This window comes from Sporosarcina jeotgali, from assembly GCF_033304595.1.
Classification (GTDB): Bacteria; Bacillota; Bacilli; order Bacillales_A; family Planococcaceae; genus Sporosarcina; species Sporosarcina jeotgali.
In genome coordinates, this window is sequence record NZ_CP116341.1 from 1,224,729 (window position 1) to 1,245,170 (window position 20,442).

The window sequence follows — 20,442 nt, forward strand, 5'->3', positions numbered from 1 at the left end:
ACTGACTAGGTGGATGTACACGTACCTAGAGAAAACTTGGAGGCTCTTATGAAAACGATTATGATTCACGAAATGCCTGATCATGAAGGCGAAACAGTACGTATGGGTGCATGGCTTGCCAATAAGCGCTCGAGTGGTAAAATTGCATTTTTACAATTACGTGATGGCTCTGGATTTGTTCAAGGAGTTGTAGTAAAAGAAGATGCGGGTGAAGAACTCTTTGCAACTGCAAAAGGGTTAACTCAAGAGACATCTTTATATGTAACAGGTGAGGTTACTGTAGATGAGCGCTCGAGCTTCGGATATGAGCTCCAAGTCAAAGGGATTGAAGTAATTAAAGCTGCAGAAGATTATCCAATCACTCCTAAAGAACACGGAACTGAATTCCTGATGGATCACCGTCATCTGTGGTTACGTTCTCGCAAGCAGCATGCGGTGATGAAAATCCGTGACGAAATCATTCGTGCGACGTATGAATTCTTCCACATGAATGGATTCATCAAAATTGATCCGCCTATTTTGACAGGATCTTCTCCAGAAGGAACGTCAGAACTATTCCATACGAAATACTTTGATGAAGATGCGTATCTTTCACAATCAGGTCAGCTGTACATGGAAGCAGCTGCTATGGCACTCGGTAAAGTATTTTCTTTCGGTCCGACGTTCCGTGCTGAAAAATCGAAAACTCGCCGTCACTTGATCGAGTTTTGGATGATCGAGCCTGAAATGGCGTTCGTAGAACATGCGCAAAGTTTAGAAGTACAAGAGCAATATGTAGCTCATGTTGTTCAATCTGTCCTGCAAAACTGTAAACTTGAGCTAGAACGTTTAGGCCGAGACACTTCAAAATTAGAAAAAATTCAAGCACCCTTCCCGCGTATTTCGTATGACGATGCAATTGAGTTCCTTCACAAAGAAGGATTCGACGATATTCAATGGGGAGACGATTTTGGAGCACCTCACGAATCTGCAATTGCTGAAAGTTATGATTTACCGGTATTCATCATGAATTATCCAATCGGCATTAAGCCATTCTATATGCAGCCGCACCCTGATCGTGATGATGTCGTGCTTTGTGCAGACTTAATCGCTCCTGAAGGCTATGGAGAAATTATTGGCGGATCTGAGCGTATTCATGATTATGAACTCATGAAACAGCGTATTGAAGAGCACCAATTGGATGCTTCTGCTTACGAGTGGTATTTGGAGTTAAGTAAATACGGCGCAGTGCCGCACTCTGGTTTCGGTCTTGGACTAGAACGTACAGTCGCTTGGATTTCAGGCGTAGAGCACGTGAGAGAAACGATTCCGTTCCCACGTCTTCTCAACCGCTTGTATCCTTAATAATGCAACAAGGAAGGAGTTCGCCATATGCAACAAGATGAACGGCTCCGGATGTGGATCGAGCAGGGGAATGTTACAATTCCCCAGCTTTTTTTTAACTCTTATAAAAAACTGGGTATCCAAGATTCAGATGCCATGCTCATTTTACAAATGGAAGCCTACCACGCCCAACATATTGAATTTCCGACGCCCTCCGATTTTTCATCGCGGATGAACCTTACCGAAAATGAAGTTTCCCAGGTATTGCAGCGTCTTATGCAAAAAGGATTTTTAAAAATTGACCAAGCCAGTGATTCCAACGGGGTTCTGTTTGAACAATTTTCGCTGCTCCCGTTATGGGAGGCTGTTATTGACTGTGAGCTTACCATTCGGAATAAAACAGTTGAAGCAACAGAGAAAGAAGAAGAAGGACAAATTTTTCACGTTTTTGAACAGGAGTTTGGCCGTCTTCTTTCACCAATGGAATGTGAAACGATTGCCATGTGGATTGACCAGGATCATCATGGAATCGACATTATTAAGGCTGCGTTAAAAGAAGCGGTCATTGCTCAAAAACTTAGTATGCGTTATATCGATCGTATCCTATTTGAGTGGAAGAAGAAAAATGTAACGACACTTGCAGATGTCGAAAAACAAACCAAAGCATTCAGGTCACCGACACAATCGATACGCCAAGGAAAAGAACAGGGAACTGTGAAACGTGTCCCTTTATATAACTGGCTTGAACAGCGGGATGGGTGAGGGGAATGTTAACTAAAACCGAATGGAACCATTGCTTGGACGAAATCGATAAGATGTTCCCAGAAGCGCATTGTGAACTTGTACATGATAATGCGTTTGAATTGGTAGTGGCCACCCTCTTATCCGCACAGTGTACAGATGTGCTGGTCAATCGTGTAACTGCTGAGTTATTTAAGAAGTACAAAACGCCAGGCGATTATTTAGAAGTGCCAATTGAGGAATTACAACAGGACATTCGTTCAATTGGACTCTATCGCAATAAAGCAAAAAATATTCAAGCATTGTCGCTTATGCTTCTCACTCAATTTGGCGGTGAAGTACCTGAAGATCGGGACGTGCTGACAACTCTTCCGGGAGTTGGCAGAAAAACAGCAAATGTTGTCGTTTCAAATGCTTTTGGTGTGCCTGCACTTGCTGTCGATACACATGTTGAGAGGGTCTCTAAGCGATTGGGAATGAACCGATGGAAAGACTCTGTCCTGGCAGTTGAAGAGAAGATTATGAGGTGGACACCAAGAGAACGGTGGACACAGACACATCATCAACTAATTTTCTTCGGTCGATATCATTGTAAAGCTCAAAAACCGAACTGTCCTGAATGTCCGCTGCTTTCAGTATGCAGAGAAGGAAAGAAGAGGATGAAATTGAATGGATAATTCAAAACCCGCTCTATCGAAAGAGGAAATAATGCCTTACTTTGATAAATGGGAGGCTTTAAAACCTGGAATTCAAGAACTTTATGACCAGAAGCAATCTGAGGCATCGGAGTCAATGGCAGCTGCAATTGCAAACTATGAAGAGCTGCTTGAAATGTGTGCTCCGGCAGGCGGTTCTGATCGTCGTACGAAGATGGAACCGTTGAATGGGGAAGAGCGACTTCAGTTCATAAAGAATAAGGTCGTAAGTCCTTTTGCGCTGATTCAGTTGAATTTGCTCTATACCGAATTAAGGAAGAAGATTGCCCGATTTATCGCCAATTAAAAAACAGCGGCTTCGATTATCCGAAGTCGCTGTTTTTGTTATCAGTTACCGTCTGAAGTTGTTGTATCATCCGGTTTGGTTGCAGAAGGTTTCGAAGAACTGGCTGTATTGGAATTGGAATTATTCGAAGAGTTGCTGCTGACATCACCAGAGTCGTCATCCCCGTTACCATCGCCATTATTTCCTGAGTTATTTCCGTCTGAGCCATTTCCGTTATTTCCGGAGTTGTTGCCATTGTTGCCATTGTTGCCGTTATTGTTATTGCCGTTATTGGTATTGCCGTTATTGGTATTGCCATTATTGCCATTGTTGCCGTTGTTACCATTGTTATTATTGTTGTTGCTGTTATTTTCTCCGTTACCGGAGCCGTTATTTTGTCCATCATCCACATTGTCCTGATCTGAGTCGTCTTGATCTTGGTCATCAGGTTCTTCTTCAGGCTTTTCTTCGGTTGCCTGAATCATTAGAGTTGTAGAGGCAGGGGAGCTTACAAGACTGCCTGCTTTTGCAATAACAGAGAACGTATACGTATGACCAGGTTCAACGTTTCCAAAAGTGAAGGAGTCATCACTTGTTTCAGTAAGTGATTGTGATCCTCCGCCATCTACTGAAACAGAAATTGCGAATGTGACATCATCATCAAAATCATCAGAATCAGGTTCATTGTGTTTCCAACTCAATTCGATCTCTTGATTATCCGCGTCATATTCTGCTCTTAAATCAGTAGGTGCTTCCAGTTCCGTTACTTCTTCTGGTTCTTCCTCTACATAGGTACTCTCAGGAAGTGTACCGCGAACAAATAATTCATCACTCTTCAGATATAGCGGTGTTGAATGACTAGCTAATTGAAGAGGCTGTGAACCTATTACAATAGGTGCTTCTTCGACTGAGCTTGGTTTTTTAAATTTCTTCGGACTGTTGCCAGAAGTAATATCCCGCATCACTTGACGGAAGAGGGACTTCGGCATATCGCGTCCGCCAGGGAATCCGACAATTGGTTCATTCCGCTTCTCATGTCCGCCCCAAACAGCGATCGTATAATCAGTTGTATATCCGGCAAACCAAGAATCAGGCACGCTATTTTTACCGATATTTAATCTCTTTTTATCGTCCGCAGAATAGTTGGTTGTACCAGTTTTTCCTGCGATGTCCATACCAGGGATAGCTGCAGATTTACCAGTCCCCATAGTTAACACATCACGAAGCATATCGGTAATCATATATGCAGTAGAATCTTTCATTGCTGAGACAGGATCTGGCGATAAGTTGATTTCCGTTTTTCCATCACGCAAAATGATTTTTTTCACCGCATGGGGTGCTGTATAGATTCCTTCGTTTCCGAATGCAGCAAATGCACCAGCCATTTGCTGGGTAGAGACATCATTGCCGCCTCCGCCAATCGCATCTGATTGGTTCAATTTCTTAATTGGCAGCCCTAATGAATTGGCAAATTCGGCAGCGTTTTTAGAACCGACTTCCTCAAATGTTTTAATCGCTGGAACGTTACGCGATTCGTACACGGCTTGTCGCATAGTAATAGGACCTTTGAATCTATCGTCAACATTATTTGCTTTTATGCCTTTTGTTTTTTCATCCACGATAGTTTGACCGGTCGACCAGTTCAAGTATTCAATGGCTGGACCATAGTCTAAAATTGGTTTGATGGATGAACCTGGCTGTCGTTTTTGGTCACTTGAGTAATTGTGGTTAAATAATTTGTAATCTCGTCCACCGCCAACAGCAACAATCTCGCCTGTTTTCGTATCGACAACCGTCATACCTGCTTGAATTGTGTCAGATTCGAAGTTACTGCTATCTGCAAGTGCTTTTTCAACTGCTTCCTGTGCGTTGGGATCGAGAGCCGTTTGAATAGTAACACCATCGGCCTCAATGTCTTTGTAACCGGCTTTTTGAAGCTCATCCATAGCAATATCAATATATGCTTGGAATTTAATATCCATAGGTTTCTCACGTTTTTCTTCAGGAAGAAGTGAAGCAGTGACTGGGATTGCTTTTGCTGTATCCATTTCTTCTTTTGTAATCTTGTCATGCTGGTTCATAAGTCTTAATACGATGTCGCGGCGTTTTTGTGCGCGTTCAGGATGTTTGAATGGATTATAGGCGTTTGGTGATTGGGGCATCCCGGCTAACATCGCCATCTCGGGAAGTTCCAATTCATTTAACTCTTTACCGAAAAAGTATTCAGAACCCGTACCGAATCCATATTTGTTTCCAGACATTAGAACTTTGTTAAAGTACATTTCAAAAATTTCTTCTTTAGAATAATTTCTTTCAAGTTTAAAGGCGAGCCATGCTTCTTGGGCTTTTCGCTTCAATGTTTTTTCATTCGTGAAGAAAGAGTTCTTTATAACTTGTTGTGTTAATGTTGACGCGCCCTGCGAGCCGAAACCGCTTCTAAGGTTAGCTAAGACTGCACCTCCAAGGCGCCATAAGTCAATTCCGTGGTGTTTATAAAAACGGGAATCTTCGGTTGCGAGAATCGCATTTTCCAATTCTTTTGGAATTTGGTCGTAAGGTATATATTTACGCTTTTCATTGCCTGTCGTATAGATGACATTGTCGTTTCGGTCTAAAACTTTAGAAGAAAGCGGATCTTTTAAAAGACTTTCATCTAATTTAGGCGCTGTACTAGCATAGTAAGCAAATAATCCTGCCCCTGCTGCGAAGAATAGCAATCCAATTATGACGACTGCTTTAAATATGGTCTTAATGAGACCTTTTTTCTTTTTAGGTTTTTTGTTTTGTTTACGTGATGATTTTTGTTCCGCCTCTGCTTGTTGTCTGCGTGCGGTCCTTGAATTTGGAGTATTATTATCCATTAGGATTCCTGCCTTTCGATTCGTTCGCCGGTTGTTTGTTCAACAATGCCGGTTAAAGCTTGTAAATAATCAAGACGCGGTTGATAGCCAGGCTGAATTTCGACTGACATCTCTTCAACTTCGGCAAGTGTAATTGATTTTCTGCCGCCATCGATCATACGCGTCCATTTTTCAATGAACTTTTTAAATGGCAATACGAAATAACGATCTAATAGGGAAAATCGTATGATTAAAAATGCAATTCCGCCTTGTTCGTGTACTTGAGACATATGGTCAACTTGATGATCATGTATATTTTGTAAAGGAAAAGAAGTTTTATTTTTCGTCTCCTTTGCTTCAAAATCGACATACTTTCCCTGCCACACGCCATTATAATCCGTTGTGGAGGCAGTTTTAAAATAGGCTTCCGTAATAACTGCCGCACTTCTCGCTGGATAACGGACGTTGACTATTTGGATAGGTACGGGTTTTTTATGAATGACTGCAATCCCTCTGCTTGTATAATACTCGTTGCTGTCGTTCAATTCATCTTCCAGCGTTTTCCCGCGATTACTGAAAGATAATGACGCTGGTTTGGCAACTGCATTCGCTGTAGCAGGTGTATATTTTTTGCCATTCGGATAGCGTATCGCCAACATAATCACCTCACATCATCAGTGTATCATACCACAATATTGAGACGTTAAAACGTTGATTAGGTTGCAAATTGAAAAATGACCGTCCTTTCAGAGAAGAATACACGTTCGTCAATGTTGGAACTGAAAGCACTAATTTGATAAACTTAAAATAGAAGCAGTAGAAAGGTGACAAGCAGTATGAGGTTACAGCAGTTAACAGAAAAGTTGCTAGAAGTATGTGATGAATGCTTAGTTCGGCACAGTGATATGAGGAAAGAAAATCGCGAACCCGACTTTTATACAGAAGTAAAACCATATGCAGACCATTGCCATCAAATGATCGACGAATGGGACGAGCTTGTGAAGCAGTGGATTCGCACTAATCGTCCTAAATATGTGAGACCCATTCAAATATCTACATTAAATGATTTAATGAAACAATTTACCGTACAGTCTTTTTATCAAAAAACAGGAAAGAAACGGTTTGTTCAATCGATTCAATCTGCAAGCTATACGTTGAATACTGTTCGGATTGCGCTGGAAAAAGAAAAAGAGGAGGGCGAAGATGCGAACTAACTCGAATCTCCAATCATTTATTGACGACTTGAAACAAGATCCCGATTTTGCAGCCAATGTGAAGCATTATAAAGTTACCGAGGGAAAAGATGCCACGTATGCGCCATTTCCCGACAAATTGCATGCTTCACTAAAGGAAGCGCTTGCCAGTAAAGGGATTCACCAGTTATACAGTCATCAGCGGGAAGCATTCGACTTCGCTCAGCAAGGAAAATCATATACTGCGGTCACTCCAACCGCCTCAGGTAAATCACTTTGCTATCATCTGCCAGTCTTGCAAAGCATCTTAGAGAACGAAGCTGCTCGTGCATTGTATCTATTCCCGACAAAGGCCCTGGCACAAGATCAGTTAGCCGACCTGCATGAACTAATAGAAGCTAGCGGTGAATCGATTCTGAGTTATACGTATGACGGAGACACAGCACCTGGACTCAGAACGAAAGTTCGTAAGTCTGGGCATATCGTGTTAACAAATCCGGACATGCTGCATTCGGGAATTCTGCCTCATCATACAAAGTGGGTATCACTTTTTGAGAACTTGAAGTATATCGTGATTGATGAATTGCATACGTATAAGGGAGTGTTTGGGACTCATGTTGCTCATGTGCTAAGACGCTTAAAAAGAATTTGTGCGTATTATGGAAGCAATCCGGTGTTTATTTGTACTTCGGCAACAATCGCGAACCCTCAGCAGCTAGCGGAAAATCTGACGAATTCTTCGATGGAACTCATTGCAGAAAACGGAGCGCCTGCGGGGAAGAAGCATTTTTTGTTTTACAATCCGCCTGTTGTCCATGAAACGTTCGGAATTCGCAGAAGCGCTGTCTTGGAAGTTCGGGATATTGCTTCCCGCCTTTATCGAGAAGGTGTTCAAACGATCATTTTTGCGAAAAGCAGAGTGCGTGTAGAAATGCTCGTAACGTATATGAAAGAACTCACCAAAAAGAAATTGATGGATGAGACAATTATGGGTTATCGAGGAGGTTACCTCCCTTCAGAGCGGCGTAAAATTGAAAAGGGACTGCGTGACGGCACGATTAAAACAGTCGTCAGTACAAATGCGCTGGAGCTTGGAATCGATATTGGCCAATTACAAGCATGTGTGATGACAGGTTACCCGGGAAATATTGCGAGTGCGCTCCAGCAAGCAGGCCGTGCAGGAAGAAGACAAGATGATGCGCTCATCATTTATGTTGCGCAGTCCATGGCGCTCGACCAGTACATTATTGAGCATCCTAATTACTTATTAGGCGGATCTCCAGAAGAAGCACATATTCATCCTGACAATATTGTCATTCTGATGGACCATTTAAGGTGTGCATCGTTCGAACTGCCTTTTTCGAAGAACGACCAGTATGCGGAGTTCGATGTCCAGCAGCTGTTGGAATTTTTAGCGTCCGAAGGGGTACTCGTTTTAGCGGGAGAACACTGGCATTGGATGACGGAACGTTTTCCAGCTAGTGAAGTGAGTCTGCGTTCCGCTTCCCAAGAAAATGTAGTGATTATCGATAAAACCCGTCCTAAGGAAACGACGGTCATTGGGGAAATGGATCGATTCAGTGCCATGACGCTGTTGCATGAAGAAGCGATCTATTTACACCAAGGCACGCAATTTCAGGTTGAAATGCTGGATTGGGAAGAAAAGAAAGCATATGTAACAGAAGTGGATGTCGACTATTTTACAGATGCCAATTTAGCTGTTGAGCTGAAAGTAATCAGTGAAGATAAAAAACACGAAGATGCATTCCAGACAGTGGCATTTGGTGATTTAGCTGTTCTTGCCATTCCCACGATATTTAAAAAGATCCGTTTTGATTCTCACGACAATATCGGTTCTGGTCCAATACATTTGCCGGCAGAGGAGCTGCATACAGCTTCGACATGGCTGTCATTTGATATACCTGAAGGATGGACGGAAGCAGTATTGACTGATGCGATGACGGGTGCAGCGCACGCGGTGCAATCGTTTATTCCTTTGTTTGTGCAATGCGATAGAACGGATATTCATGTAGTTCCTCAAGTGAAAGCAGTCCATACCGGGAAACCGACATTTTTCATTTACGATAGTTATCCCGGAGGAATCGGGTTGAGTGAAAAGATGTTTGATCAATGGAATGCATTACTGCGTCAGGCAGCCGCGCATGTTAATTCATGTGAGTGTGAGGCAGGGTGCCCGATTTGTACAGGTCCGCCCGAATCTGATATGAATTTAAAAACAGGTGCAGCACAACTTTTAAAGAGTTTAGCGGGCGGTGACAGGCGTGTCGTATGAACAAAATTTAATGAAGATGAAGGGCATGCTGAAAAAATCGACATCGGAGACTTCGATACAGAAAGAAACTTCGAAGATTGTTCAAGCGTCCTCTCCTAGTTACGAATCGAATTGGCTGGCAGCCGGTCTTGAAAAAGAGACCAATCAATACGGGACTGTTTATAAGAAAATTGTGGACTATGACGAAACGTATTCTCATGGGAACTATCAACTAACTGAATTGACGGCCACGCTGCAAAAATGGAAGAGTTCAGGGGAAAGACATCCGTTAGCACCTGATCCGGATAAACGACTTCTCTTTTTTGACACAGAAACCACAGGGTTAAAAGGGACCGGTACTCTCATTTTCTTAATTGGTTTAATCGAACAGCATGGAAATGGCTTCAGAATGATTCAATATGTCCTGCCTGGCCCTGCTCATGAAGCAGCGTTCCTTTATGCAACTGGGTTATGGGAAAAGCCGGTTACACTAGTTATGTATAACGGAAAGAGTTTCGATATGCCTCAATTGGATACTAGATGGACAATGAATCGCAACTTACTCCCGCCATTGCCGAAACACGATCAAATAGACTTGCTCCACGGCTCCAGACGTATTTGGAAACATGAGATGGAGTCGTTCAAACTGCCTGCAGTCGAAGAAGAACAGCTTGGATTTGTACGGGAAGACGATATGCCCGGACACATGGCACCGATCATCTATCAAGATGCAGTGAAAAATGGCCGTGCAGAAATGCTGATGAAGATTTTGCTGCATAATGAGTACGATATTTTATCACTCGTTACGTTGTATATCCGTTCGACAGACCTTCTTTTGCAAGAAGAGTTATCAGGAACTGCAATCAGTCAAACAAATATCGGCAAATGGTATGCTGATTTAAAGTCTCACAGCCGTGCAAGTGCTGTCTTAGAGCAGGTAATTGAGGAATATGGGACGCAGCACCCAACGACACACTTTCATTTTGGATTTCTTTTAAAAAGGGAAGGGAAATATAGCGAGTCAATAGATGCTTTTGGTGTGTGTATGACGAAGTCCGCTGGGCGGGAACGAATTATTGCACTTGAAGAAATGGCGAAGCTATATGAGCACAAAAATAAGGATTGTACAAAGGCATTGCAACTTTGCGGGGTTGCTAAAGGTCTGCTAGCACGTGATTCATCGCTGACGGGTTCATTTTCTATCCGCATGATTGCAGAATTCACAAAACGGGAAATGAGACTGAAAAGAAAATTATTTCCCGGGCAAGCGCAGAAGTCGACAAAATAACACTGTTAAACTTGACGCAAGCAGACAGACTTGGACAGAATATGCTATACTTAGAGCAGTTACCACTGATGGAAGGACGTTGTTGAATGGATATTAAATTGGATTCAAAAACGATTCTTGAAAAAGAGTTTAAAACAGGAATGCGCGGTTACAACCAAGAAGAAGTCGATTTGTTTTTAGATAGTGTAATTCATGATTATGAAAGTTTTAAAAAACGGATCGCTGAACTTGAACGCGAAAACGGAGAACTTCAGAACGAATTATCTACTGTACAGAAACGCCCGGCATCAAGTGCACCTGGTACAACAAACTTCGACCTGTTAAAACGTATTTCTAATTTAGAAAAAGCAGTGTTTGGAAGTAAACTTTCAGGAAACGAATAAAACGGACCCCGCTTTTCCTTGCGAAAAGCGGGGTTCTCCTGTATACTTATCAAGCCATGACGGAAATTCAGGTAATTGCTGCAGTGCTAGACACTGGAGAGGAAAGTCCATGCTCACACGGTACTGAGATGTCCGTAGTGTTCGTGCCCGGCCAAAAAATAAGCCGGGGCGCTGTTTACTCAGCTGACGGCGGAAATAATTCCTAAGTCCTTTTAGGATATGGAAGACGTTTCCTGAAAAGTGCCACAGTGACGGAGCTGTATCGGAAACGGTACAGGTGGAACGAGGTAAACCCCGCGAGTGAGAAACCCAAATTATGGTAGGGGCGCTCTTCCGAAGGAAATGAACGGAGGAAGGGACAGACAATCGTCTGTAGATAGATGATTACCACCCTGAGTACGAGGTGTAAACCGTTTGAGTACAAGGGAACAAAACATGGCTTACGAATTTCCTGATGGTACTTACATGTATACATTCATGCTCTCCTGTATTTATGGAGAGCATTTCTGCGTTAGTAAACAGGTTTACTCATATATTGGACGTACATAAGAGATGAAACAATGGAGAGGAAGTGTGCAATTCATGAAAGAATACAAATTGGTAGCAACTGCTGCGATGGGTCTTGAAGGACTCGTTGCAGAAGAAGTGAAAGCACTAGGATATGAAACAATGACTGAGAATGGAAAAGTTTATTTTTCCGGAGACGCACATGCAATTGCAAAAGCGAATATGTGGTTGAGAATTGCAGACCGAGTGCGCATTATTGTAGGAGAATTCAAGGCGGCTACTTTCGACGAGCTATTTGAAAAGACGAAAGAGTTACCGTGGGAAGATTACCTTCCTGTGGATGCGGCTTTTCCAGTTGCAGGAAAGTCCGTCAAATCGATTTTATACAGTGTACCTGATTGCCAAGCAATTGTGAAAAAAGCGATTGCGGAAAAACTTAAAACTGTTCATGGCCGTGTTGGGTTTTTAGATGAAACAGGTCCTTTATTCAAATTGGAAGTATCAATATTAAAAGATAAGGTGACACTGACTATCGATTCCAGTGGTGCAGGTTTGCATAAACGCGGTTATCGTATAGGACAAGGGGATGCGCCTTTAAAAGAAACGTTAGCGGCAGCCCTTGTAAAATTGACAAAATGGAACCCGGATCGGCCATTTGTAGATCCTTTCTGCGGATCTGGAACGATTCCGATTGAAGCAGCGATGCTGGGTCAAAACTTAGCGCCGGGGTATAATCGGGAATTTTTAAGCGAACAGTGGCCATGGATGGCAGAATCCGTATGGGATCGCGTGCGTGAAGAAGTGGAAGATGTCGCTGATTATGATCGAAAACTAATGATTTCAGGTTCAGACTGGGATCCGGCAATGATAAAAATCGCAGAAAAAAATGCGGCTGAAGCAGGATTCTTAGATATCATCAATTGGGATGTTTGCAACGTTGCAGACCTTGCACTCGAAGGCGAAAACGGAGTCCTAGTTGGTAATCCGCCATATGGGGAACGACTTGGTGAACTTGAAGAAGCTGAAGACATCACGGCTACACTTGGGAATGTAATGAAACCTTATCCGTCGTGGTCAGTCTATATGCTTTCTTCTCTTGAAAACTTTGAGACGATGTACGGCAAAAGAGCTACTAAGAAACGTAAACTTTTCAATGGTTTCATACGCACAGACCTTTATCAGTTCTGGGGTAAACGAAGCTAACCGAAATAGATTAAAAAGAGAGGGTTCTCCTCTCTTTTCTTATGGAATAGAAAGGGGTTCACTATGACTGGAAAGTTACCATTTGCACTTACGCGTGACAAAACATTCTACGAATCACTCAATGAGTGGATCGGAGATACTCTGTATGATGACCTTACCGAAAAAGGATTTGACTGCAGGGATGAACAAATCTACATGTCATTTCAAATCGAACAAGCGCTGCGTGAAAAAGAAGTATTATTTGCAGAAGCAGGAGTTGGAACGGGGAAAACGATTGCATACTTACTTCCTGCGATCGCCTATGCCCGCTATACGGGAAAACCAGCTCTAATTTCTTGCGCAGACGAAACGTTAATTGATCAACTTGTAAAAGAGGAAGGCGACATTCGTAAAATTGGTGAAGCGCTGGAACTTACCATCGATGTCCGGCTAGCAAAATCTCGTGATCAGTATCTTTGTTTGAAGCGTCTAGAAGAAATGAATCGTATTGGGGAAGAATATGCCGAGAATGTAGAAGATAGTTTGCCGGATTTCGTCTATGGTCCTGCTTCTTTATCTGAAGTCTATCCATACGGAGAACGCTCATCTTACCCGGATCTAAGTGATGGTGAATGGGAAACGATTAATTACCATCCAATCCAGCAATGCGGCGGATGCGACTTACGGAACCGATGCGGTCAAACAATACACCGCAGCGAATATCGAAAAGCAGCTGATCTGATCATCTGTTCTCACGATTTCTTTATGGAACATCTTTGGACAAAAGAGTCAAGGAAACGGCAGGGGCAGCTTCCGTTATTGCCTGAAGTTTCAATGGCTGTTTTTGATGAAGGTCATTTATTAGAATACGCTGCTCAACGAGCGCTCACGTATGAAGTGCAAGATAGTACACTTCTTGGTCTGCTGGAACGTGTCATGACGGATGGTGTTCGTGAACAAACACTGCAGCTGATGGAACAGCTAATGGAGTGCCATGAATTATTCTTCGATTATTTATCTGAATGTGCACAAGAGGATGGAGAGGAAAGACTTGCGATTTCAAAATCTGCGGAACTTGTGAACACAGCCCGCGAAGCAGTTCGTCTTTCAAATGCATTGCTTGAGGAGTTTGTTTTCGATAGCGAGCTTTATGTAATACCGGAGTATGACTTGAGAATGGTAGAAGAGTATCTGGAACAATATATATTCTCGTTAGAATTGTTCTCAGACAATGCGGAAGCTGTTGACTGGGCAGAAGATCGTGAAGGGGAGCTGACTCTCGTTATAATGCCTCGATTGGTAACTGACGTTTTGCAAGAGCGTCTGTTTTCTGAAAAACTGCCAATCATTTTCTCGTCTGCAACATTGTCTGTACAAAATGATTTTTCGTTTTTAGCGAACAACCTTGGTATTGAGCATTCGGTTTCGTTTTCAATTGAATCTCCATACGATTATGAAGAAGTCATGGACCTCACTATCGAGTCGTTACCTGAAGATGGGAAAATGAACCGGCTTGTCGAATTATTGAATGATGGTGAACAGACGCTGGTACTGTTTAAGTCGAAGCAATCGATGGAGAATTTCCGGGCGCAATTGCCAGAGGGGCACCTCCCGTTTACAGCATTTGAAGGGGATCGCGAACTCTCTTCGATTGTTAAGGAATTCCAAGCGAAACAATGGTCTGCGTTCTGTTCGTATCATCTCTGGGAAGGGCTGGATATTCCTCATGATGCCTTAACACGAGTTGTCATATATGATTTGCCTTTACCTCCTGCTGACCCATTATTCAATGCTAAGCGCAGCCATGCCGAGTCTCCGTTTGAAGAAGTGGACTTGCCTTATATGCTGCTCCGTTTACGGCAAGGCGTCGGCCGGCTGATTCGGACTGCGACTGACTCAGGTTCTGTTCATATATTGCTGAACCCGGAGGAATCTGAATTAGTTCCTTCTTTTGAATCGATATTTCCTGTTGCGCCAAAAGTGAAATCTTAAATAAAAAACAAAAAGCAACAGGCATCTGCCTAGCTGCTTTTTGTTTTTTTATTTGTAATTTAACAGCGTTTCTACAGATCTAGTCAAGCTTCATCGATTGTGAGCAATACATTTGAAGGGGGGGCGTTGTTAAAGTTCAGCGGCAGTTTAAATGCCTGCTGGAAACCATAGAACTTCGTTTCTCCGGTTAAAACAGTAGGTGGCGATATATCCAGAGTCAGTGCGTCCTTTTCGAGGAGAGTGCACAGATTTCCTGCGACCATATTTCCGAGCTCTCCGGTGAATGACTCAATCATCTCTCCTTCTATCTTCATTCCAAACATCGCTTCTCCAATCTGAGAAATTGTCGATTCGTTCGTATCGATAATTAGTCTTCCACGAACATCCCCGAGCAGTGCGATTAATACACTTAGTTCTTTTTGTTCATAAGGCTGGGTAGTGAGTGAAGGTGGAAGAACTTCGAATTGAATGGGAATAACAGTAGTTAAGGATTGGATAGTACTATTTAATATGTGTTGAATCGTTTTTGCATCAGTCATTTAGACACCTCTTCGTCAGGTATTAATAGTTCAATGATACCACTCATCCAGATAATTGTATAGAGTATTTCTTTAATTTACAATGCAGAATATATGAATAGAGTGTGAACGAGATATAATGGTATGATAGACAAAGCTCTAGGAGAAGGGATCGAAGTGTTTATGACTCAACATAAAGATTTTTTAGACGAAACCGCTATACTTGGCCTGCTCTGTAAAGAAGATGGAGATCAGGAACGGTTTCAAAAAGCAGCAATGCTCGCACAGAAACTCGTAAAAGATGACTATACCATAGCATTTGCAGGGCACTTTTCAGCAGGGAAATCATCTATGATTAATGCACTGACAGGAGAGGATTTGTTGCCATCCAGTCCTATTCCGACAAGCGCAAATATCGTTAAAATACATAAAGATGTCGAAGACTTTGCCATCGTGCATCGACAAGATGGGACTTCCGTTAAAGTTATTGGTGAAGGATTCCCCCAAGCCGTAAAAAAGATGAGCAAAGAAGGGGCATCCATTGCTTCTTTGGAAATTGGACATACCGCGTCAAAACTGCCCAAAGGAATTTCCGTAATGGATACTCCTGGTGTCGACTCAACAGATGATGCGCATCGGCTCTCTACAGAATCTGCACTTCACTTAGCGGATGTGGTGTTTTACACAATGGATTACAATCATGTGCAATCTGAATTGAATTTCCGGTTTACTAAAGAACTGATGCGGTATAACCCGAATGTTTATTTAATCGTCAACCAAATTGACAAGCATCGCTCGAATGAGCTGTCGTTTGATGAATTCAAGGAATCTGTCCGCCACTCATTTTCTTTATGGGGAGTTGAGCCAAAAGGAATCTATTTCACATCCCTTAAACAGCTCGATTTAGAAGGCAATGACTTTAACGCTGTAAGAGATATTGTGAATGGCTCGATTGAGCACCGTGATGAGCACTTTGATCGGAATGCGCAAAATGCACTTGCGCAATTAACTGCAGAACATATTGATTTCTTAAAAGAAGAAATTAAAGAGACCATTGATGCTCATCCTGAAATCTCTAGCGATGAATTCTCTGATCCAGACGAGCTTATACAAGAACAAGAAGAACTGCAATTGCGGCTGTCTCTCCTGCAAGGAGATGCATTTCATCTGCATTTCGAAAAAGAACGGAAAGAACTTTTGCAAAGTGCATCCTTGACCCCTTATGAAACAAGAGAGTTACTGAAAGAGTATCTTGAGTCACAAACAAGCCATTTTAAAGTCGGACTTTTCTTCAGTTCGAAAAAGACCCAGGAAGAAAGGGATCGGAGACTTGCTGCTCTTAGTGAATCGCTGGAAAAGTTAGCACATACCCAAATCGAAATTCACCTGCGTTCACTTATGAAGAGCGTGCTGAAACAAGCAGGACTGTTAACGGATGATCGGTCATTGGAGATCGATGAAATGGATTTAGCGTTCCGTTTTGACGAAATCGCAAACACGTTGACCACACCTGACATTTTGACAGGCGAGCTGATTTTAAATGCAGCGAGTCAAATGCGTGAAGCTGTTCTGAATGTATACAAACGAAAAACAGATGAGTGGAAAGTGCGTTTTTCAGAGGCTGCAAAACGTGAAGGGGAGCATGCTTCAGCGAAACTGCAAAATCAACTGGAAGATATGAAGATGAAACTAGCTTCAATTCATCTCGTGTTATCACGCACTGCGCATCTTCAGTTATTTGAGAATGATCAGCCTCATGAATGGTCAAAGGAAGAACTTGCTTCTTTGGATCGGCTAAAAGCGGAATGGAAAGCTCAATCTGAGCCCGAGGTTATGAATGTTCAACATCAGCAAGACACTGAAATCGAGAAGGAAGTATCTGTGCAAAAAGACCATGAATTAGATAATAGCGATGAAATCTTTAATGGAGACCTTGAGTTAATCGTTAAGCGGGCGCAGCAAGTGGCGGACGATGTTGTTCACATACCAGGGTTTAAAGATCTTTCTGTATATTTAAAGTCAAAGTCAAAAAGACTGGAACAGCAAGAGTTCACGGTGGCGTTATTTGGAGCTTTCAGTGCGGGGAAATCATCCTTCTCAAATGCTTTGCTTGGAGAAGCGGTATTGCCAGTATCTCCGAACCCGACAACTGCAGCCATTAACCGGATTCGCCCCATCTCTGAAATTCATGCTGATGGTACAGCAGATATTCACTTCAAAGCACATGAGCAGCTGACTCAAGATACGGTAAATGCATTTGCCATGCTTGGATTATCAATTTCTACGCTTGAAGAAGCGTTTGAACGTGCAGAAGAAGCGCTGCAACTGAAATTAGTTGAAGAGTCTCTTCATATCCATAAATCGTTTATCCGTGCTTTCCATAAGGGGTACCCGGCTTATCGAGATTTACTTGGCACTGTGCTGACTGCAGAGCGCGACGAATTCGTTCGATTTGTAGCGGAAGAAGAGCGGAGTTGTTTTGTTGAGTCGATTGACTTATATTATGACTGTGAACTGACACGCCAAGGAATAACGCTAGTAGATACTCCGGGTGCAGATTCTATAAATGCCCGGCATACAGATGTAGCGTTTGAGTATATTAAAAATGCGGATGCGATTTTGTTTATTACGTATTATAACCATGCATTTTCACGTGCGGACCGGGAGTTTTTAATACAGCTTGGCCGCGTGAAAGATGCCTTTGAAATGGACAAGATGTTTTTTGTTGTTAATGCAATTGACTTAGCTGCTAACGAGGAAGAGGCACAGGAAGTAAAAGGGTTTGTAGCAGAAGAACTTGTGAAATTTGGTATTCGGAATCCGCGCGTTCATGGGATCTCCAGTTTGCAAGCGCTTGAAGCGAAGCAACAAGGACAATCCGAAACAAATATGAAAGACTTTGAAACTCGTTTTTATTCGTTTTTGGAAAATGATCTAAATGCATTAGCTGTTCAAGCATTGGATGAAGAGACAACAAAAACAATCGGCCGTCTAGCTGACCTTATTGAACGGACTGAAAAAAATCGTGAGCGTAAAGCGGAGCGGCTGGATGAGCTGGATGTTTTTGAACAGCGTGTCCGTGAACATTATCAGGAGAGCTTTGCACCCGTCCTGAAAAAATCCGTTCAAGAAGAGTTGAGAGAGTTAGTCTTCTACATTCATCAGCGTGTCTTCCTAAGATTCCCGGATTTCTTCAAAGAAGGCTACACACCGTCGCTATTTGTTCGCCACCAAGCTTCAGAAGCACTTCGTTTAGCTTTAGAAGAAACTATAGGAATGACAGGTTTCGATTTTGCTCAAGAACTCAAGGTAACAAACTTACGAATGCTGACATTCATGAAAAAACAAGTAGACGCGCGGCAACGGACCGAACAGCGCTGGTTAGCTGAAATGGACAGTGCGCTATCACCTTCTCCGTTCGATTCTAAAGATGCAGAGATGTTGAAGTTTGCCCCGCCATTCCAAAATACAGAACGCTACAGTATTGTGAACCGGCATTTCAAAAATGCGAAATCATTCTTTGAAAAAGGCGATCGAAACACCCTTCAAGAACAACTGACCGAACTGCTGAAAAAAGATGCAACGAATTATTTAGTGTCACAGCAGGAACGATTAGGAGAATGGACGAATGACTGGATTGACGATTCTGCTGCAGAATTGACAGCCCATTTATTACAAGAAACTTTGGCTCAATTGGCCGCTGAACGCGGTCTTTTAGAAAGTCATGAACAACTGTCTGAATGGCGGGCAGTCTATGAACAAATCCGACAGAAGGAGCTGGTATAAGTGCACGTTTTCAAATCTATGGCGGGACAGAATAACGGCCAGAAACGTAAATGGATTGATGCACGATTCTCTCTTCAAGATCCTAAAGCTGGTAAGGATTCTTATTGTCAACGTCATATTCAACATGCAGTTCATTGGGACTTGGAAAAAGATTTGTCTGATATGAAAAAAAGCGGCGGTCGCCATCCGTTGCCTGACCATGCTACTTTGACGGAGTTGTACCGTAAAAGCGGTCTTCATTTGGATGATGAAATCATTATTTATGACAATGGCGGTGAGCCATTCGCAGCACGCGCTTGGTGGATGTTGAAATTCGGGGGATTTAAAAATGTTTTCATTTCACTAGAAGGATTTGAGGACCTTGAGAAATTAGGGTTCTCGATAGATGAAAATGTTGTAACTCCTGAACGTTCATCAGTAGAACCCATGTGGAATGAATCCATTCTTGCCTCAAAAGAAGATGTAAAAAATCAGGTTGCAGCACGGGGTGAAGATTTACTAATAGATGCAAGGGCCGGTGCGCGTTATCGGGGAGAGCATGAGCCGCTGGATGCTATAGCAGGGCACATTCCCGGAGCACAAAACTTTGATTGGGCACAGCTAACGGGGAATGGCCGCTTTGAAACATCTGGTGAGGGAGTTCGTGATTTACAAAGGATGGCGGATCCGGAACAACCGATTACCGTTTATTGCGGAAGTGGTGTGACAGCTGCACCCCTGTACGCTATGCTGACTGAAAAAGGGTATTTAAATGTCAGACTATATGCAGGAAGTTATAGTGATTGGATTGCTGGAGGAGACTTGCCGATTGAAACCGGGGCTTATAAAAAGGATGATTCGTTGTGAAGATTGCATTTATTAGTGATATCCATTCTTCCATAGAAGAACTCAAACTGGTACTTAAGCAAATTGAAAAGGTAGCGCCAGATGCAAAAATAATCGGTGTCGGAGATTTGTTCGAATGTACAATTGGTAAGAAAAAACTGGATGGCACGACCTATCCGCTACTTAGCGAGGTCATGCTCAATCCAGTTGGGTTCGAACAGCTTCTTGACTTTCCATCGATTAGAGGGAATCAGGAAGAGCGGATTCTACTCATCTCCAGGTCATCTGAGCCACTGCTGCAAAAAATTTCTCAACTGCCAGAACAGATGCGGGTCGGTGATGCACTGCTGATCCACGGTCACCAATGGCCATACAATGAATTGCCTCCAGAACACATCACACAGGGTGAAGATCTGGTTGTGCATGGTCATACTCATACTTCCACGTGGGCTGTTGAGGGTAAATTGAAGGAATTCGAATTCTCTGTGCCGATTAAGCTTCCTCAAAAGGCTGTGACGGTTAACGTAGGCTCAGTAGTCGATCACAGAGAATGGTTGTTATACAATGACAATGAACGGATGATAACATTCATGAAGGCGGAAATGGAATAG

General features: G+C 42.7%; 16 protein-coding genes and 1 other RNA gene. 14 read left to right on the forward strand and 3 right to left on the reverse strand.

The window, feature by feature from the left end:
• Positions 1–48: 48 nt before the first annotated feature.
• Genes asnS through PGH26_RS05820 form a run of 4 tightly spaced genes read left to right on the forward strand, consistent with a single transcriptional unit; the run spans position 49 to position 3,066 of the window.
• Positions 49–1,344, forward strand: a complete 1,296-nt coding sequence (gene asnS, locus PGH26_RS05805; protein WP_323693057.1) for an asparagine--tRNA ligase — start codon at positions 49–51, stop codon at positions 1,342–1,344.
• Positions 1,345–1,371: 27 nt separating this feature from the next.
• Entirely contained in the window at positions 1,372–2,085 is a 714-nt protein-coding gene (locus PGH26_RS05810) for a DnaD domain-containing protein (protein WP_323693058.1), read from the forward strand.
• A 5-nt stretch (positions 2,086–2,090) separates the two neighbouring features.
• Positions 2,091–2,741, forward strand: a complete 651-nt coding sequence (nth, locus tag PGH26_RS05815; protein ID WP_323693059.1) for an endonuclease III — start codon at positions 2,091–2,093, stop codon at positions 2,739–2,741.
• Positions 2,734–3,066, forward strand: coding sequence for a YpoC family protein (locus PGH26_RS05820; RefSeq protein WP_323693060.1), 333 nt, complete (start codon positions 2,734–2,736; stop codon positions 3,064–3,066). The genes nth and PGH26_RS05820 overlap by 8 nt, the downstream gene beginning before the upstream one ends.
• A gap of 41 nt (positions 3,067–3,107) precedes the next feature.
• Here PGH26_RS05820 and PGH26_RS05825 read toward each other — a convergent pair whose 3' ends face one another.
• Together PGH26_RS05825 and recU are read right to left on the reverse strand one after the other, a co-directional pair.
• Entirely contained in the window at positions 3,108–5,906 is a 2,799-nt protein-coding gene (locus PGH26_RS05825) for a PBP1A family penicillin-binding protein (protein WP_323693061.1), read from the reverse strand.
• Positions 5,906–6,541 (reverse strand): Holliday junction resolvase RecU, encoded by a 636-nt coding sequence (gene recU, locus PGH26_RS05830; RefSeq protein ID WP_323693062.1) that lies wholly within the window; start codon positions 6,539–6,541, stop codon positions 5,906–5,908. Before recU ends, PGH26_RS05825 begins: the two co-directional genes overlap by 1 nt.
• Before the next feature lie 180 nt (positions 6,542–6,721).
• Between recU and PGH26_RS05835 the strand changes: the two genes are divergently transcribed.
• The 7 genes from PGH26_RS05835 to PGH26_RS05865 all read left to right on the forward strand — a co-directional run bounded on the left by PGH26_RS05835 (position 6,722) and on the right by PGH26_RS05865 (position 14,702).
• Positions 6,722–7,099: a YppE family protein gene (locus PGH26_RS05835; RefSeq protein ID WP_323693063.1), complete on the forward strand. Its 378-nt coding sequence runs from the start codon at positions 6,722–6,724 to the stop codon at positions 7,097–7,099.
• On the forward strand, positions 7,089–9,371 hold the full coding sequence (locus PGH26_RS05840) for a DEAD/DEAH box helicase (RefSeq protein WP_323693064.1): 2,283 nt from the start codon (positions 7,089–7,091) through the stop codon (positions 9,369–9,371). The genes PGH26_RS05835 and PGH26_RS05840 overlap by 11 nt, the downstream gene beginning before the upstream one ends.
• Positions 9,361–10,638 carry a ribonuclease H-like domain-containing protein gene (locus PGH26_RS05845; RefSeq protein ID WP_323693065.1) on the forward strand — a complete coding sequence of 426 codons (1,278 nt, stop codon included), beginning with the start codon at positions 9,361–9,363 and terminating at the stop codon, positions 10,636–10,638. Before PGH26_RS05840 ends, PGH26_RS05845 begins: the two co-directional genes overlap by 11 nt.
• Before the next feature lie 86 nt (positions 10,639–10,724).
• Positions 10,725–11,021, forward strand: coding sequence for a cell division regulator GpsB (gene gpsB / locus PGH26_RS05850; RefSeq protein ID WP_025784848.1), 297 nt, complete (start codon positions 10,725–10,727; stop codon positions 11,019–11,021).
• A gap of 63 nt (positions 11,022–11,084) precedes the next feature.
• Positions 11,085–11,468: RNase P RNA component class B (gene rnpB / locus PGH26_RS05855), an RNA gene on the forward strand.
• Between the two features lie 135 nt (positions 11,469–11,603).
• Positions 11,604–12,731, forward strand: coding sequence for a THUMP domain-containing class I SAM-dependent RNA methyltransferase (locus PGH26_RS05860; protein ID WP_323693473.1), 1,128 nt, complete (start codon positions 11,604–11,606; stop codon positions 12,729–12,731).
• A gap of 63 nt (positions 12,732–12,794) precedes the next feature.
• Positions 12,795–14,702 carry an ATP-dependent DNA helicase gene (locus PGH26_RS05865; protein WP_323693066.1) on the forward strand — a complete coding sequence of 636 codons (1,908 nt, stop codon included), beginning with the start codon at positions 12,795–12,797 and terminating at the stop codon, positions 14,700–14,702.
• 83 nt (positions 14,703–14,785) lie between these two features.
• Here the strand turns inward: PGH26_RS05865 and PGH26_RS05870 are convergent, their stop codons facing one another.
• On the reverse strand, positions 14,786–15,241 hold the full coding sequence (locus tag PGH26_RS05870) for a chemotaxis protein CheX (protein ID WP_323693067.1): 456 nt from the start codon (positions 15,239–15,241) through the stop codon (positions 14,786–14,788).
• Between the two features lie 162 nt (positions 15,242–15,403).
• On the opposite strand from PGH26_RS05870, the gene PGH26_RS05875 reads away from it, so the two are divergent.
• The 3 genes from PGH26_RS05875 to PGH26_RS05885 are packed head-to-tail and all read left to right on the forward strand — an operon-like array spanning position 15,404 to position 20,442.
• On the forward strand, positions 15,404–19,006 hold the full coding sequence (locus PGH26_RS05875; protein WP_323693474.1) for a dynamin family protein: 3,603 nt from the start codon (positions 15,404–15,406) through the stop codon (positions 19,004–19,006).
• Complete coding sequence (locus tag PGH26_RS05880) at positions 19,007–19,852, forward strand: sulfurtransferase (RefSeq protein ID WP_323693068.1); 846 nt, start codon at positions 19,007–19,009, stop codon at positions 19,850–19,852. It abuts the gene before it with no gap.
• Positions 19,849–20,442: a metallophosphoesterase family protein gene (locus tag PGH26_RS05885; RefSeq protein WP_323693069.1), complete on the forward strand. Its 594-nt coding sequence runs from the start codon at positions 19,849–19,851 to the stop codon at positions 20,440–20,442. The genes PGH26_RS05880 and PGH26_RS05885 overlap by 4 nt, the downstream gene beginning before the upstream one ends.

Coding starts and splice junctions, on each gene's coding strand:
- asnS (WP_323693057.1), top strand. CDS start 49: ATGAAAACGATTATGATTCACGAAATGCCTGATCATGAAGGCGAAACA.
- PGH26_RS05810 (WP_323693058.1), top strand. CDS start 1,372: ATGCAACAAGATGAACGGCTCCGGATGTGGATCGAGCAGGGGAATGTT.
- nth (WP_323693059.1), top strand. CDS start 2,091: ATGTTAACTAAAACCGAATGGAACCATTGCTTGGACGAAATCGATAAG.
- PGH26_RS05820 (WP_323693060.1), top strand. CDS start 2,734: ATGGATAATTCAAAACCCGCTCTATCGAAAGAGGAAATAATGCCTTAC.
- PGH26_RS05825 (WP_323693061.1), bottom strand. CDS start 5,906: ATGGATAATAATACTCCAAATTCAAGGACCGCACGCAGACAACAAGCA.
- PGH26_RS05835 (WP_323693063.1), top strand. CDS start 6,722: ATGAGGTTACAGCAGTTAACAGAAAAGTTGCTAGAAGTATGTGATGAA.
- PGH26_RS05840 (WP_323693064.1), top strand. CDS start 7,089: ATGCGAACTAACTCGAATCTCCAATCATTTATTGACGACTTGAAACAA.
- gpsB (WP_025784848.1), top strand. CDS start 10,725: ATGGATATTAAATTGGATTCAAAAACGATTCTTGAAAAAGAGTTTAAA.
- PGH26_RS05860 (WP_323693473.1), top strand. CDS start 11,604: ATGAAAGAATACAAATTGGTAGCAACTGCTGCGATGGGTCTTGAAGGA.
- PGH26_RS05865 (WP_323693066.1), top strand. CDS start 12,795: ATGACTGGAAAGTTACCATTTGCACTTACGCGTGACAAAACATTCTAC.
- PGH26_RS05870 (WP_323693067.1), bottom strand. CDS start 15,241: ATGACTGATGCAAAAACGATTCAACACATATTAAATAGTACTATCCAA.
- PGH26_RS05875 (WP_323693474.1), top strand. CDS start 15,404: ATGACTCAACATAAAGATTTTTTAGACGAAACCGCTATACTTGGCCTG.